This is a genomic window from Eubacterium segne, from assembly GCF_014287775.1.
Classification (GTDB): domain Bacteria; phylum Bacillota; class Clostridia; order Lachnospirales; family Lachnospiraceae; genus Eubacterium_G; species Eubacterium_G segne.
Genome location: NZ_JACOOZ010000001.1, coordinates 382477 through 396479, shown reverse-complemented (window position 1 = coordinate 396479; position 14003 = coordinate 382477). Strand labels below are relative to the sequence as shown.

Sequence of the window (14003 nt, the reverse complement as noted above, 5' to 3'; positions counted from 1 at the left end):
AGGATTTGACGATGTCAAACGAAAAAACAAACATCGGTGTTGAACCGGTGTATGATGCCAAGAAACTTGGAAACGGAAGAATGTTACTTTTAGGTTTCCAGCATATGTTTGCCATGTTTGGAGCTACTGTTTTAGTTCCTATCCTTACAGGACTTAACATGCAGACAACATTGCTTATGGCAGGACTTGGAACTTTATTGTTCCACGTATTTACAAAACTTAAGGTACCGGCATTCCTTGGTTCATCCTTTGCATTTTTAGGTGGTTATTCAGCTGTAACAGGTGCAAATAAAGCCTATGGAGTTGATACTCCTGCAGAGATGCTTCCATATGCATGTCTCGGTGTTGTATTTGCCGGATTATTGTATCTGGTACTGGCTCTTGTCATTAAGTTAGTAGGCGTAAAACGAGTAATGAAATTCTTCCCACCGGTAGTAACAGGACCAATTATTATTGCTATCGGATTATGTCTTGCACCATCAGCGTTAAACAATTGCGCAACATGCTGGCCACTTGCCATAATTGCCCTTGCAATTGTTATTTTCTTCAATATCTGGGGAAAGGGAATGGCAAAGATTGTTCCTATATTGTTAGGTGTTGTAGGTTCATACATTATTGCACTTATCCTTGGTAATGCAGCAGGACTAAGCTGGATTTCACCGGTGGATACAAAGGCAATTGCCGATGCAGCATGGTTTGGATGGCCAATTCATGTAAAACAGACAGTTTTCGGTGGAGTTGATTTTGGAAACACAGCAGCAATTATTTTTGCAATTACTACAATGATGCCTATTGCCATTGCTACAATGATGGAACATATTGGTGATATATGTGCAATTGGAGCTACATGTGAAGAGGACTTCATTAATGAACCGGGATTGCACAGAACATTGATGGGTGATGGACTTGCTACATCATTATCAGCATTATTTGGTGGACCTGCTAATACAACATATGGTGAAAACACGGGTGTTCTTGCTCTTTCAAGAGTATATGATCCAAGAGTGGTAAGAATAGCAGCATATCTTGCAATTCTTTTCTCATTCTCACCTAAATTCGCAGCTATTATTTCAGCTATGCCGGCAGGAATCGTTGGTGGTATTTCATTTATGCTTTATGGAATGATTTCAGCAATCGGTGTTAGAAACATGGTTGAAGCTCAGGTTGACTTTAAGAAGAGCAGAAATGTAATTGTTGCAGCTGTTATAGTTGTATGTGCCCTTGGTATTAAGTTCAGCTCAGGAATGGGTGCCGATGTATTAAGCGGCATTGACGGAGCAGTAGCATTAAATGTAGGAAGTGTTACAATCAGCCTTTCAGGTCTTGCTATTGCAGCTTTAGTTGGAATTATATTAAATGCAATGTTCCCTGACAAAGATGAGGTTAAAGGAATACAATAAATATAAATGTTTAACAACCCTTGTAGGGACAATATTTAATAACGAAAAATAGAATTCAACTTATTCCGTAAAAAAAATACGGAATAAGTTGAATTTTTTCGACGTTTATGTAAAATCTATTGAATTTATAATGGTAAAGAAATATAGTAACAAGCGTAATGGAGTAGCTACAGTGTCAGCATCCATAAGCGGACTCACGGTGGTCGGAGCCGGGTACTTTGGATTGATTACTACGCGAATTGGTGTAAAATAGTTCTAGAGGTATTATAATCAATTTAATATGGGTTGGCATATTTACTGTAAGTAAGCAATAAATATGAGGAGGAAAATCATGATAGAAATAATCAATAAGTACGGTGTATATGGTAAGTATATATTTTTAATATGCATGATTATCTGCATAATATTTTTTCTAAAGAAAAAAGGTATTATGTCAGAAAATAAATTTAAGCCTTTATCGACAATAATGATTTTAGGAATAATACTATTTGTAGGAGTTGGAATTACAGTTATAACGATTGCAACAATGAAGTTTATGGAATAGCTCTTAATACAGAAATAATACTGATGAAAGCTATGTGAAATACTTCGACTGTGCAACAGTAAAAAAGGCATCTGTCAGCAATGGCAGTTGCCTTTTTGTATTTTATGTAGTTATTTAAATCTGTTTATTGTTACTTCTCTTTTTTCAATATAAATAAGACCTTCGTCTTTCATTTTGCCAAGTTCCCTGCTCATGGCACTTCTATCAATGGAAAGATAGTCAGCCAGAGAACTCATGGTAAATGGTATGGTAAAGGTGTTACTATTATTTTTTGAAGAGAGGGTTTCAAAATAGGTCATTAGTTTATCCCTTATTGAACGCTGGCTTACGGCTTCAAGATGTTCACAAATATCTTTTGTTTTATCTGAAACCATCATTAATATATTGCTTACAAGCTGGCTGTGATGCTGACATGATTTAATGCATCTTTTGACAATATGCTGATAATCGATGTATCTAATGGTACATTTTTTTGATGCTTCAAGAGTTATATTTTCGCGGTTGGCATGATAATAAAACATCTGACCAAACAAGTCCCCGGGTTTTAAATGCTCTAAAATGGTTTGGGAACCGTTGGAAAGACTATGTATTATGCAGGCTTCTCCTTCCTCCACAATTCCAATGCCGGCATCCGGTTCATCAAAAAAGCAGATAACCTCACCGGCGGAATAACTTCTTGTGTAAGAATTAAAACATTTCAGCATTTCTGACTGTTCCGATTCTTTTATTCCATAAAATAAATCATGCTTTGTAGTGTTCATATAAAACCTCCCGATATAAATAATTAATGATATACGAATTGCTGCATTGCTGCGCAATTTCCGCAATTCTCAAAATTTGTTCCCCGTAATGTAATAATGATATACGAATTGCTGCATTGCTTCGCAATTCTCGCAATTCTGCAAATTTGTTTCCCTGTAGTGTAATAATGATATACGAATTGCTGCGCTGCTTCGCAACTTTCGCAATTCTCAAAATTTGTTCCCCGTAATGTAATAATGATATACGAATTGCTGCGTTGCTTCGCAACTTTCGCAATTCTCCCCACATTCGGAATCCGCGAATTTTTCTTTCAGAAAAATTGCTACTTCCTCATGTGGGGGCGGAACACCAAAACACTAGTTTTTTTCTGCAAGCAGAAAAAACTGTATTTTGTGTTCCTTGTATATCATTATAGCTCTATTTGTTGCATTTACAACAGAAAAATGTAATATATGGTATTACAATTTAAAATGTAAAGGGAAATACATTCCATTGATGGGTTTTCACCTTGTATAGTGAAAAAATGAGTGTTTCTACATAATAAAATATTTCTTTATCACCGTTGCAAAAAAAAAGATAAAGTGTTATATTATTCACAGTTAGTGAAAATGACGTTTTATGCGTGGTAGCGCGTCTTTTGACGAACATTCATATTGCAGAATTTCATAACTGAACTAATTATTATTTTATGGAGGTGCTATTATGGATGCGATTACATGCATAAAAACAAGAAGAAGCATCAGAAAGTTTAAGAGCGATAAGGTTTCCCCGGAAATCATAAAAGACATTGTACTTACTGCTTCATATGCTCCGTCTTGGAAGAACACTCAGACTACCCGCTATATTGCCATAACAGATCCGGAGATTAAAGATAGAATCTCAAAGGAATGCTGTGGGGCACACAATCAGGAAATTATTGATGGTGCACCTATGTTAGTAGCTACAATTATTGTGGACAAGCGTTCAGGATTTGAAAGGGATGGTAGTTATACCACTTCCCGGGAAGACAATTGGCAGGCCTTTGACAATGGAGTGGCAACCCAGACATTTTGTCTGGCAGCGCATGAAAAAGGTTTAGGAACAGTTATCATGGGAATGTATGACATTGACAAGGCAGCAGAAATCTTAGATGTGCCTGAAGGACAGCTTCTTATGGCTTTGATTGCCATAGGGTATCCAGATGAGGATCCGGCGGTTCCTAAGAAAAAGACAGTCGAAGATTTACTAAAGTTTAGTTAGGTCATTCACTAAATATATTTTTAAGCTTTACATTTATTTTTAGGAGGAAAGACAGAGATGAGAGAAGAATGGACAGGTTTTAACAATGGCGCTTGGGCAAAAGAAGTCAACGTTAGAGATTTCATCCAGAAAAACTACACACCATATGATGGTGATGAGAGTTTCTTAGCAGGACCTACACAGAACACAACAGATTTATGGAACCAGGTGCTTGACCTTCAGAAGAAGGAAAGAGAAGCAGGCGGTGTTCTTGATATGGACACAAAGGTTGTTCAGACAATTACATCACATGGAGCAGGCTACTTAAATAAGGATAAGGAAACAATCGTTGGTTTCCAGACAGATAAGCCTTTCAAGAGAGGTTTACAGGTAAACGGTGGTATCCGTATGGCTATGAAGGCTTGTAGCGACAACGGATATGAAGTTGATCCTGAAGTAGTAGATTTCTACACAAACTACAGAAAGACACATAACGCAGGTGTATTTGACGCTTACACACCTGAAATCAGAACATGTAGAACAAACCACATCGTAACAGGTCTTCCTGATGCTTACGGACGTGGACGTATCATTGGTGACTACAGAAGAGTTGCATTATACGGTGTTGATACACTTATCGTAGATAAGGAAGCTCAGAAGGCAGCTACACCTACAGAAATGAGACCTGAAGTTGTTCGTGACAGAGAAGAATATTCAGAACAGATTAGAGCTCTTAAGGAATTAAAGGAATTAGGAAAGATTTACGGATTTGATATTTCAAGACCGGCTAAGAACGTACAGGAAGCTATTCAGTGGATGTACTTAGGATACTTAGCAGCTGTTAAGGAACAGAACGGTGCTGCAATGTCACTTGGACGTACATCTACATTTATTGATATTTATGCTCAGAGAGACTTAGCAAACGGAACATTTACAGAAGAGCAGATTCAGGAATTCATTGATCACTTCATTATGAAGTTAAGATGCGTTAAGTTCGCAAGAACACCTGAATACAACCAGATTTTCGCTGGTGACCCTGTTTGGGTAACAGAATCACTTGGTGGTGTTGGTATTGACGGACGTCACATGGTTACAAAGACAACATTCAGATATCTTCATACATTAGAGAACCTTGGTGCAGCTCCAGAGCCAAACCTTACAGTTCTTTGGTCAACAAGATTACCTGAAGCATTTAAGAGATACTGTGCTAAGCTTTCAATCGAATACTCATCAATGCAGTATGAGAACGATGACCTTATGAGAGTATACAATGGTGATGACTACGGAATCGCTTGTTGTGTATCTTCAATGAGAATCGGTAAAGAAATGCAGTTCTTCGGAGCTAGAGCAAACCTTGCTAAATGTCTTCTTTACGCTATTAACGGTGGTGTTGATGAAAAGACAAAGGTACAGGTAGGACCTAAGTACAGACCAATCACATCAGAATATCTTGATTATGATGAGGTTATGGAAAGATATGAAGATATGATGAAATGGTTAGCAGGAGTATATGTAAATGCTCTTAACATCATTCATTATATGCATGATAAATATTCATACGAAAGAATCCAGATGGCATTACATGATGCACACGTTAAGAGATGGTTCGCAACAGGTGTTGCAGGACTTTCAGTAGTAGCTGACTCACTTTCAGCTATTAAGTATGCTAAGGTTAAAGCTATCAGAGACGAAGACGGAATTGTTGTTGATTATGAGACAGAGGGAGAGTTCCCTAAGTATGGTAACGATGATGACAGAGTTGACAGCCTTGCAGTAATGATCGTTGACAAGTTCATGGGTTACTTAAGACAGCACTTCACATACAGAGAAAGTATTCCTACACAGTCAATTCTTACTATTACATCAAACGTAACATATGGTAAGAACACAGGTAACACACCTGACGGAAGAAAGACAGGTGAGCCTTTCGCACCAGGTGCTAACCCACTTCATGGTAGAGATACTCACGGTGCAGTTTCATCACTTGCATCAGTAGCTAAGATTCCATTTGAAAATGCAAGAGATGGTATCTCAGATACATTTACAGTTATTCCTGACGCACTTGGAAAAGACTGTGAAGTATTTACAGGTGACCTTGATGCTGACGAACTTGGAATTGACATTGACGAGCTTATTAAATTACAGCAGTCATAATTAGAAATTAGAGAGAAGGAAAGATTAGGATGTCGACTGGAATTATTCATTCAACTGAAAGCTGTGGTACTGTAGATGGTCCTGGTGTAAGGTTCGTAATATTTTTTAAGGGATGTCCGATGAGATGTGCATATTGTCATAACCCGGATACCTGGACTATGGTCGGAGGAACGGAAATGACTGTTCAGGAACTCCTTGAGGAATATGATAAGAAAGCACCGTTCTATAAGACCGGAGGAATCACTGCCACTGGCGGAGAACCGATGGTTCAAATAGATTTCCTTACAGAACTGTTCACAGCAGCTCACAATAGAGGTATTAATACTTGTCTGGATACATCAGGTGTAACTTTTAGACCTGATGATCCGGAGTATTTGAAGAAAACTGATAAATTACTTGAAGTAACTGATTTAGTTATGCTGGATATTAAACATATTGATCCAATAGAACACATGAAGTTATGCAAGCAGCCAAATGATAATATTTTGGCATTTGCCAGGTATCTTAACAAAAAAGGTATAAAGATGTGGATAAGACACGTGGTTGTGCCTCACATAACATTAAATAAAGAGTATCTTTACAAATTAGGACTTTTTATTGGCAAGTTAGAGATGGTAAAAGCGCTGGACATTCTTCCGTATCATGATATGGCAAAGCCTAAATATGCTGAGCTTGGTATAGATTATCCGTTAAAGGATATTCAGCCGGCCACGAAAGAAATGGCAATAGCAGCAAAAAAGATTGTGTTGCAGGGATTTAAGGAATCCAGAATCGAGTTATTAAAAGAAAAAACAGGAGGTAATAAAGATGGCAGCAAGTGCAAAACAGATTGACAATTTAGTTTCATTAATAGATGGATATGCAGAGGAAGGCGGATATCATCTTAACGTTAACGTATTAGTAAGAGATACATTACTTGACGCTCAGAAGCACCCTGAAAAATATCCACAGCTTACAATTCGTGTATCAGGATATGCTGTAAACTTCATCAAGTTAACAAAAGAACAGCAGGATGATGTTATTCACAGAACATTCCACGCTAATCTGTAAGACGAAATTAACGGATATTGTTAATTCTTAATTTAAATATATAAATTAAAAGGCAACCACTATTGGAGTAACAACCATTAGTGGTTGCTTTTGTAACAAAAACTCATATTTAATGTACATAAAATATGAAATAATTGATGGTCAGGAGAAAGAATATGCATAACATAGTATCAAAGTTATTAATATATGGTGATATGCCTAAAGATTCTATATTAATGGAATTAAGCAGTATAATAAGAGAATTTAAAGGTGAAAATTATAAAAAAGACGAGATTATCACAAGAATTTATCATCAGGTAAAGAGAATATTGGAAGTATCAACAGATTACGGTTTTGATAGAAACTTATGGCATAATTATCTTACATATCTTCTGATTACAAATGAAAATCCATTTAGTCTTACATGCGAGAAAGTTGGGGCAAATGATGGTAGTGTAAACTATTTTGCCAAAAATGACTTTAAACAGTTTATGAAATTGTTTGATTATGATTTTAAACCAATGGAGGAAGAATTAGGAATAGATTGTTTTGAAAAGCTCCAGAATTATAAGGCAATTGGTAAGACTGAATTAATGTACAACAAAAATGTAAGCGAAAAAGTACAGAGTTTGAGCTTAAAGCTGGAAAATGCAAAGGATGAAAATGAATTCTTTGATTATGTTACTGAATTTTATAAGCAATATGGCGTAGGAATGTTTGGACTTAATAAAGCCTTCAGAATTAAGGATGGAGACGGTCCTTTAGAATTTCACGCAATTAATAATATGGACAAGGTAGTTTTAGATGATCTTGTTGGATATGAGATACAGAAGAAGAAATTAGTGGACAATACAGAAGCCTTTGTTCAGGGAAGAAAGGCAAATAACTGTCTTCTTTTTGGCGATAGCGGTACAGGAAAATCTACAAGTATTAAGGCGATAGTCAATGAATATTACGAGCAGGGACTTAGAATGATAGAAATATACAAGCATCAGTTTAAGGATCTTTCTAACGTAATAGCAGCTATTAAAAACAGAAATTATAAATTTATTATATATATGGATGATTTATCATTTGAAGATTTTGAAATAGAGTATAAGTTTTTAAAGGCAGTTATTGAAGGCGGCGTGGAAACAAAGCCGGAAAACATATTAATTTATGCTACATCCAATAGACGTCATTTGATAAAGGAAACATGGAATGACAGAAGTGATGTTCAGGTTGAAAACGGTATGCATAAGTCAGATACAATGGAAGAGAAACTTTCATTGGTACATAGATTTGGTGTTACAATTAACTATTCTAAACCAACGCAAAAAGAGTATTTTGAAATTGCCGTTGAATTGTGTAGAAGACTGGGTGTTAAATTGTCTGATGATGAAATAAAGGCAGAGGCAAACAAATGGGAGCTTAGCCATGGTGGAATATCAGGAAGAACAGCTCAACAGTTTGCTAATTATTTAGCGGGACAGCAATTATAAAATGGAGAATAATATGAACGTATACAAATTCGCAGAGGTGCCGGTGGGTATCGAGTTTAGGGGAAAATACTTTGAAAAGAAGAGCATGGAGTATTTAGCTGAAGGTGAAACACCAAAATTTTGTATTTCAGTTAATTTGCAGGATTTGATGTATGAGCAGGAACATGCAGAAGATAATACAAGATATCCTCAGGATTATTTGGAGTACATTGCCATATATAGAAAGTTTTGCGAAAAAGTTTTAGATTATGGGGTGGTGTTATGCCATGGAAGTGTGGTAGAATATAAAGGCAACGCGTATATGTTTACGGCACCAAGTGGAACCGGTAAGTCCACCCATGCAAGACTTTGGCGGGAAAATTTTGGCGAAGACGTTATTATGATAAATGATGACAAGCCACTTTTGAAGTTTAAAGAGGATGGAGTGTATGCTTATGGAACACCCTGGGATGGAAAACATTGCCTTTCTACTAACAGGTGCGCAAAACTTGCAGGAATATGTTTTTTGCATCAGGCAGAAACGAACCATATTGAAAGGATAGGTGCGGACAAATCTGTTGAATTGTTAATGAACCAGATATACAGACCTCAGGATGCTAAGGCTATCTTAAAAACCTTAGACTATGGAGATATGTTATTAAAAGAAGTTCCAATGTATTCCATGGGATGTAACATTTCAAAAGAGGCTGCACAAATGGCATATGATGCCATGAAAAATGAATAAGCAAATATACAATAATATGGAGGAAGACAATGAAAATAAAAGAAGGATTTGTGTTAAGAAACATGGGAGGACAGGCTGTAGTTGTTTCAATTGGTTCCGCCAGTAAAGTATTTAACGGTATGGTTAAATTAAATGAAACCGGTGAATATCTTTGGAAAAAAATTTCTGATGGTGCAAGTAGAAATGATTTAATAAATTCACTTTTGGAAAAATATGATGTAGATATTGAATTAGCAACAAAGGATGTTGATAATTTTATTACTTCATTAAAGACTCCCGGAATTATAGAATAAATTATTTGAGAGGTATTATGGAAAAGACCACAATAGAAAATGCTATTAAAGAGAATGGGTTTTATCTTTCAACCATTGTAGGTGATAGCATGATGCCACTTTTAAGAAACAGAAGGGATACCGTTAAGATTATTCCTGTTAGTGGCAGATTGAAAAAATATGATTTACCATTATACAAAAGACCTGACGGAAAATATGTGCTTCACAGAATAGTTAAGGTAAAAAAAGACCATTATGTTATAAGTGGTGACAATAGGGGATGGAGGGAAAAAGTTCCCTTTGACTGGGTAATAGGAGTTACGGATTTGATTTACAGGGATCAAAAGGAAATTACTGCTGACAACCGGGAATATGTGGCATATGTGAAGAAAACCTGCAGAAAATACTGGATTCGCAGAGTTAAGCATATTATTAAAAAATGCAAATTATGTATAAAAAACAGGTAAATGGCAATATTTATATTGGAAAAGGTGAAAAAACAGAAAATACCTTAAAATAATGGTAGATGTTAGAATTAACAGCAACAACAGTGCTGAATGCACTATTGTTGCTGTATTTTTTTTTACCAAAAATAAAAAATAACAAAAAAAACTGTACAGATAATATCATATATTACTGCACTTTGCAAGAAAGGAGTATCCATGGAAGAAAAGGTAAAAAAGAAGATAATACACAAAAAGCATCACCGGATAAACTACAAAGACAGATTATATATCCAGAATAATATTAACAATAAACCCGTCGTTGAAATTGCTAAGATTCTTAACGTTTCGCGAACAGCGGTATATTATGAATTAAAAAGGGGAACACATAACGGAAAATATGATGCAGAATTCTCACAGAAAAATTTATATAGTAAACAGGAGGAATAAATAATGAATAGAGTTCAAGTAAGTGGAAGATTAACTAGTGACCCAGAAATTAAAACATTCTCAAAAAATCGTAATGACAGTGTAGTAGAGGGAAAGGTTGCCTCTTTTATGTTGGCGATTGATGTTGTTGCAGGTCGTAAGCAGGATGAAGCATTATTTTTAAGATGTGCAGCCTTTGATGGCATAGCAAACATAATCGAAGAACACGTAAAAAAGGGTAATAAAATTATTGCTGAAGGTCATCTGAAAGGCGAGAGCTACACAAAAGATGACAAAAAGATATATGCGATCAAGCTTATTATTGATAATGTTGAATTTTGTGATTCCAAAATAAAAAATGAGGTAGATAATAACGAGGGATTTGTTGATATTCCAAAAGGACAGTTGGATGATGCATTACCAACCCCATTCTAGAGCAGGGGGTGAGAAGAGTGGAGAAAGAAATAATTATATATTTCCTGCAACACAGTGAATTGGAAACTGAACTGTGGAATCAAGCGAGAGATATTCGTAAACAAATGATTGAACTTCAGGAAGAACAGGACAAGCTCCGTAACGACATTATATATGCTAATCAGGTAGGTATATCTATATCCTCTGAGCCTACAGCCAGGACTAATAATACAACTGATATTAGTGATGTAATTAATCGAACGGAAAGGGAATTAGCAGGTTATAGACGTGATCTAATATCCGCATACACCGAAATACTTAAGAAAATTGAAACAATAAAACGAGTTAATCTTGTGTATGGAACACTTCTCCCACTAGACAGAGAATTAATTAAGCGATTATATATAGATGATCAGACATGGGAAGCAGTGGAAATAGACACTCAAATCAATCACAGTATCCTTGTAAGGAAGGTGAGTAGGATATTCGGAATTATGTCGGAAAAAATTGACGGTTCAGAATCTAACGAGGAAATCGCGTTACAACAAAATAATTTTCAGTTGATTAAACCGTTTAAAAAAAAGAACGGCACAAACAAAATCAAAGGTCAAAAAGATATTTTTGATTTATTTAACAATATGGAGGAAGCCAAATGATAAAAAAGAACAACAAAACAATCATAGGAGTAGACCATGGATATGGTTACATTAAAACATCAAAAACAATAACTAAGAGTGGAATTAATGAAATGATAATAGAACCACCTTTTAATGAGGATATTTTGATATATGGTGGTTCGGTATATGCAATAGGTCAGCACAGAACAGAGCAACCGGCTGACAAGACAGAGAACATGGATTATTACATACTTACATTGGCAGCAATTGCCAAAGAAATGAAAGAACACAATATGAGGAGAGTGAATGACGTTATAATAGCTGCAGGTCTTCCTTATTCATTCATGGCCAAACAAGCCCTAAACTTCAAAAAATACCTTACAAAGCAGAAAAATGTGGAATTCACATTTGAGGGAGTCAAATATAGTATCAACATAAAAGGTGCAGAGATATATCCTCAGGGATTTCCAATGATTGCACTAAATCTTGGAAAAAATAAATCAACTGAAGAGTCAATAGTAGATATAGGAAGCAGAACCATAGACATACTGACATTCATTAATGGCAAGCCCATTTATGATAAATGTTTTTCGATTGACAAGATGGGTACGCTTGATTGTGTTGACATAATTAATAAGTATTATTTAAGTGAGTATCAGGAACGAATTGATGAAGAAGTAATACAAAACATTTTTCAAAATAAAATTGTGTCATTACCTGACGACAGAATAAAATTCGTAAAGAAAGTAATTAAATTCTACATTAATAACGTGTGTAAGCAACTTGATGCTAAGGGAATTAAATATAATGTAACCTTCTGTGGCGGAGGAGCAACCGTTTTGAAAAATTATGGACCAACAATTGACAGTTCATGCAAAATAGATGATGACATATATGGTAATGCTAAAGGATATGAATTGCTTGCATATAATACAATTAAATAAAAATTGAGAGCAGAGAAAACTGCTCTCAATGATAAAAAAGAACTAACTAATGGATTAGATCATAATTTGTTTGCCGACAAATTTACACAAATCATAGATTGTAGATAGAACTCAACCTCACGATTGTAGATAGAACTCTAACATTAAATCTAACTCCATTACTTTAAAACATAATATCATAATACAAACTAAATTTCAAGAAAGGAGCAGGAACAAATATGGATGATATAAGAACATATATGTTGAGATTATATACTGATTCTGCGGCAGACAGAATACTAATAAATTATCTAGATACTAAAAAAAACAAGCAGCAATACATTCGCCAACTGATTGAAAATGACATTCAGAAAGAAAACATACTTACTACAATAAGGGAAGTAATGGAAGAATATTTTTCCGGCAGAGTAATATCTCCCAATATTGTACCGGATACAAGTAAGATAGATGAAACATCAAAAGAAGAAATTAATCTTCCTAACTTTAGTGATATGGAAACTATGGAAATTCAAGATGATGATGAAAGTGATGTTGCATCCATAACGCCAGATGCAATAAACTTTCTGAACATGTTAGGAGACGAAAACAATGACTAGAGACATTGTGAAGATAATCAAAGAAAATGTAAATATTGTTGAGTACGCATCCAGAAGTGGATTCACTCCTATAAGGAAAGGGAAATACTACTCGCTGAAGGAACATGACAGCATTATGATGGATGCATCAAAAAATGTATACTGGCAAAATTCAATTCCGGGATCAGGAAGAAGCAAGGGTGAGAGGGGATCAGTGATTGATTTTGCTATGAAGTTCAATGCCCTAAGTCTTAATGAAGCATTATATCATCTCCTTAATGAATGCGGTGAAGTAACAACTAAACCACAAAGTCAAAAAACTGAACAGATTGAGGTATCGAATGAACTTACGTTACCACAAAAGAGTAATAACATGCACAAGGTATTTGCATACTTAGTCAAAACAAGACATATCGGGCAAAACGTAGTGCAGGATATGGTAAAGAGAAAAATGCTTTATCAGGAGTACAAGTATGGCAACTGTGTATTTGTAGGTTATGACATTGATGAAAAAGATAAACCGGTTTTTGCCTGCTTAAGAGGGACAAATACGTATAAAAAATTCATTGGCGACGTTGCCGGATGTGACTATAGCAAGTGCTTTTATGTCGATAATGACAAAGATACATTAATAGTGACAGAATCAGTTATAGATGCACTAAGTGTGATGACACTACTTGGTAGGAGATATAAAGAGCATAATTATCTCGCATTAGGTGGTATAGGTAAATGGGAAGCTGTAAAGACATATCTGGATACAGGAAAAATAAAAAAAGTAATAATTGCGACGGATAACGACCAGGGAGGAATATCATGTGCTAAATCTATCTGTTCATATATAAGGGAAAATTATCCTGGCGTAGATAGAAGAATTAATTTGCCACCTAAAATATATGGCAAAGATTGGAATGACGTAATTGCCTCCAACAAAAATAAACTAATTTTAGGAGATATTTAAATGAAAAAAGACGAATTAGAAATTTATGTGGATACGTTA

General features: G+C 35.4%; 18 protein-coding genes. 17 read left to right on the top strand and 1 reads right to left on the bottom strand.

Annotation, left to right across the window (positions count from 1 at the left end; all coding sequences use genetic code 11):
- The first annotated feature begins 11 nt into the window (after positions 1–11).
- From H8S00_RS01905 to H8S00_RS01900, 3 genes are all read left to right on the top strand, one after another.
- Entirely contained in the window at positions 12–1400 is a 1389-nt protein-coding gene (locus H8S00_RS01905; protein ID WP_021952194.1) for a uracil-xanthine permease family protein, read from the top strand.
- Positions 1401–1530: 130 nt separating this feature from the next.
- On the top strand, positions 1531–1653 hold the full coding sequence (locus H8S00_RS13925; RefSeq protein ID WP_279287336.1) for a hypothetical protein: 123 nt from the start codon (positions 1531–1533) through the stop codon (positions 1651–1653).
- Positions 1654–1731: 78 nt separating this feature from the next.
- A complete protein-coding gene (locus H8S00_RS01900; RefSeq protein WP_118589252.1) occupies positions 1732–1944 on the top strand; it encodes a hypothetical protein in 213 nt (70 codons plus the stop codon).
- Positions 1945–2054: 110 nt separating this feature from the next.
- Here H8S00_RS01900 and H8S00_RS01895 read toward each other — a convergent pair whose 3' ends face one another.
- On the bottom strand, positions 2055–2705 hold the full coding sequence (locus H8S00_RS01895; RefSeq protein WP_186839889.1) for a Crp/Fnr family transcriptional regulator: 651 nt from the start codon (positions 2703–2705) through the stop codon (positions 2055–2057).
- Between the two features lie 703 nt (positions 2706–3408).
- Between H8S00_RS01895 and H8S00_RS01890 the strand changes: the two genes are divergently transcribed.
- The 14 genes from H8S00_RS01890 to H8S00_RS01825 all read left to right on the top strand — a co-directional run bounded on the left by H8S00_RS01890 (position 3409) and on the right by H8S00_RS01825 (position 13964).
- On the top strand, positions 3409–3945 hold the full coding sequence (locus tag H8S00_RS01890; RefSeq protein ID WP_118589254.1) for a nitroreductase family protein: 537 nt from the start codon (positions 3409–3411) through the stop codon (positions 3943–3945).
- 57 nt (positions 3946–4002) lie between these two features.
- Positions 4003–6078 carry a formate C-acetyltransferase gene (pflB, locus tag H8S00_RS01885; protein WP_021952198.1) on the top strand — a complete coding sequence of 692 codons (2076 nt, stop codon included), beginning with the start codon at positions 4003–4005 and terminating at the stop codon, positions 6076–6078.
- A gap of 29 nt (positions 6079–6107) precedes the next feature.
- Positions 6108–6911 (top strand): pyruvate formate-lyase-activating protein, encoded by an 804-nt coding sequence (gene pflA / locus H8S00_RS01880; RefSeq protein WP_186839888.1) that lies wholly within the window; start codon positions 6108–6110, stop codon positions 6909–6911.
- Positions 6886–7128, top strand: a complete 243-nt coding sequence (grcA3, locus tag H8S00_RS01875; protein ID WP_021952200.1) for an autonomous glycyl radical cofactor GrcA3 — start codon at positions 6886–6888, stop codon at positions 7126–7128. Before pflA ends, grcA3 begins: the two co-directional genes overlap by 26 nt.
- A 155-nt stretch (positions 7129–7283) precedes the next feature.
- On the top strand, positions 7284–8588 hold the full coding sequence (locus H8S00_RS01870) for an ATP-binding protein (protein ID WP_186839887.1): 1305 nt from the start codon (positions 7284–7286) through the stop codon (positions 8586–8588).
- Between the two features lie 13 nt (positions 8589–8601).
- Entirely contained in the window at positions 8602–9312 is a 711-nt protein-coding gene (locus H8S00_RS01865) for a hypothetical protein (protein WP_186839886.1), read from the top strand.
- A gap of 29 nt (positions 9313–9341) precedes the next feature.
- Positions 9342–9605, top strand: coding sequence for a PqqD family protein (locus H8S00_RS01860; protein WP_186839885.1), 264 nt, complete (start codon positions 9342–9344; stop codon positions 9603–9605).
- Between the two features lie 17 nt (positions 9606–9622).
- The gene (locus H8S00_RS01855; protein ID WP_186839884.1) at positions 9623–10051 is read left to right on the top strand and encodes a S24/S26 family peptidase; all 429 of its coding nucleotides are present in this window, start codon (positions 9623–9625) and stop codon (positions 10049–10051) included.
- 195 nt (positions 10052–10246) lie between these two features.
- Positions 10247–10477 carry a hypothetical protein gene (locus tag H8S00_RS01850; RefSeq protein ID WP_186839883.1) on the top strand — a complete coding sequence of 77 codons (231 nt, stop codon included), beginning with the start codon at positions 10247–10249 and terminating at the stop codon, positions 10475–10477.
- Between the two features lie 3 nt (positions 10478–10480).
- On the top strand, positions 10481–10891 hold the full coding sequence (locus tag H8S00_RS01845; RefSeq protein ID WP_186839882.1) for a single-stranded DNA-binding protein: 411 nt from the start codon (positions 10481–10483) through the stop codon (positions 10889–10891).
- Between the two features lie 17 nt (positions 10892–10908).
- Positions 10909–11526 carry a hypothetical protein gene (locus H8S00_RS01840; RefSeq protein WP_186839881.1) on the top strand — a complete coding sequence of 206 codons (618 nt, stop codon included), beginning with the start codon at positions 10909–10911 and terminating at the stop codon, positions 11524–11526.
- Entirely contained in the window at positions 11523–12431 is a 909-nt protein-coding gene (locus tag H8S00_RS01835) for a ParM/StbA family protein (protein ID WP_186839880.1), read from the top strand. The genes H8S00_RS01840 and H8S00_RS01835 overlap by 4 nt, the downstream gene beginning before the upstream one ends.
- A 218-nt stretch (positions 12432–12649) precedes the next feature.
- Complete coding sequence (locus H8S00_RS01830) at positions 12650–13027, top strand: hypothetical protein (RefSeq protein ID WP_186839879.1); 378 nt, start codon at positions 12650–12652, stop codon at positions 13025–13027.
- Positions 13020–13964 (top strand): DUF3991 and TOPRIM domain-containing protein, encoded by a 945-nt coding sequence (locus H8S00_RS01825; protein ID WP_186839878.1) that lies wholly within the window; start codon positions 13020–13022, stop codon positions 13962–13964. The genes H8S00_RS01830 and H8S00_RS01825 overlap by 8 nt, the downstream gene beginning before the upstream one ends.
- Positions 13965–14003 lie beyond the last annotated feature (39 nt).

Coding starts and splice junctions, on each gene's coding strand:
- H8S00_RS01905 (WP_021952194.1), top strand. CDS start 12: ATGTCAAACGAAAAAACAAACATCGGTGTTGAACCGGTGTATGATGCC.
- H8S00_RS13925 (WP_279287336.1), top strand. CDS start 1,531: ATGGTAAAGAAATATAGTAACAAGCGTAATGGAGTAGCTACAGTGTCA.
- H8S00_RS01900 (WP_118589252.1), top strand. CDS start 1,732: ATGATAGAAATAATCAATAAGTACGGTGTATATGGTAAGTATATATTT.
- H8S00_RS01895 (WP_186839889.1), bottom strand. CDS start 2,705: ATGAACACTACAAAGCATGATTTATTTTATGGAATAAAAGAATCGGAA.
- H8S00_RS01890 (WP_118589254.1), top strand. CDS start 3,409: ATGGATGCGATTACATGCATAAAAACAAGAAGAAGCATCAGAAAGTTT.
- pflB (WP_021952198.1), top strand. CDS start 4,003: ATGAGAGAAGAATGGACAGGTTTTAACAATGGCGCTTGGGCAAAAGAA.
- pflA (WP_186839888.1), top strand. CDS start 6,108: ATGTCGACTGGAATTATTCATTCAACTGAAAGCTGTGGTACTGTAGAT.
- grcA3 (WP_021952200.1), top strand. CDS start 6,886: ATGGCAGCAAGTGCAAAACAGATTGACAATTTAGTTTCATTAATAGAT.
- H8S00_RS01870 (WP_186839887.1), top strand. CDS start 7,284: ATGCATAACATAGTATCAAAGTTATTAATATATGGTGATATGCCTAAA.
- H8S00_RS01865 (WP_186839886.1), top strand. CDS start 8,602: ATGAACGTATACAAATTCGCAGAGGTGCCGGTGGGTATCGAGTTTAGG.
- H8S00_RS01860 (WP_186839885.1), top strand. CDS start 9,342: ATGAAAATAAAAGAAGGATTTGTGTTAAGAAACATGGGAGGACAGGCT.
- H8S00_RS01855 (WP_186839884.1), top strand. CDS start 9,623: ATGGAAAAGACCACAATAGAAAATGCTATTAAAGAGAATGGGTTTTAT.
- H8S00_RS01850 (WP_186839883.1), top strand. CDS start 10,247: ATGGAAGAAAAGGTAAAAAAGAAGATAATACACAAAAAGCATCACCGG.
- H8S00_RS01845 (WP_186839882.1), top strand. CDS start 10,481: ATGAATAGAGTTCAAGTAAGTGGAAGATTAACTAGTGACCCAGAAATT.
- H8S00_RS01835 (WP_186839880.1), top strand. CDS start 11,523: ATGATAAAAAAGAACAACAAAACAATCATAGGAGTAGACCATGGATAT.
- H8S00_RS01830 (WP_186839879.1), top strand. CDS start 12,650: ATGGATGATATAAGAACATATATGTTGAGATTATATACTGATTCTGCG.
- H8S00_RS01825 (WP_186839878.1), top strand. CDS start 13,020: ATGACTAGAGACATTGTGAAGATAATCAAAGAAAATGTAAATATTGTT.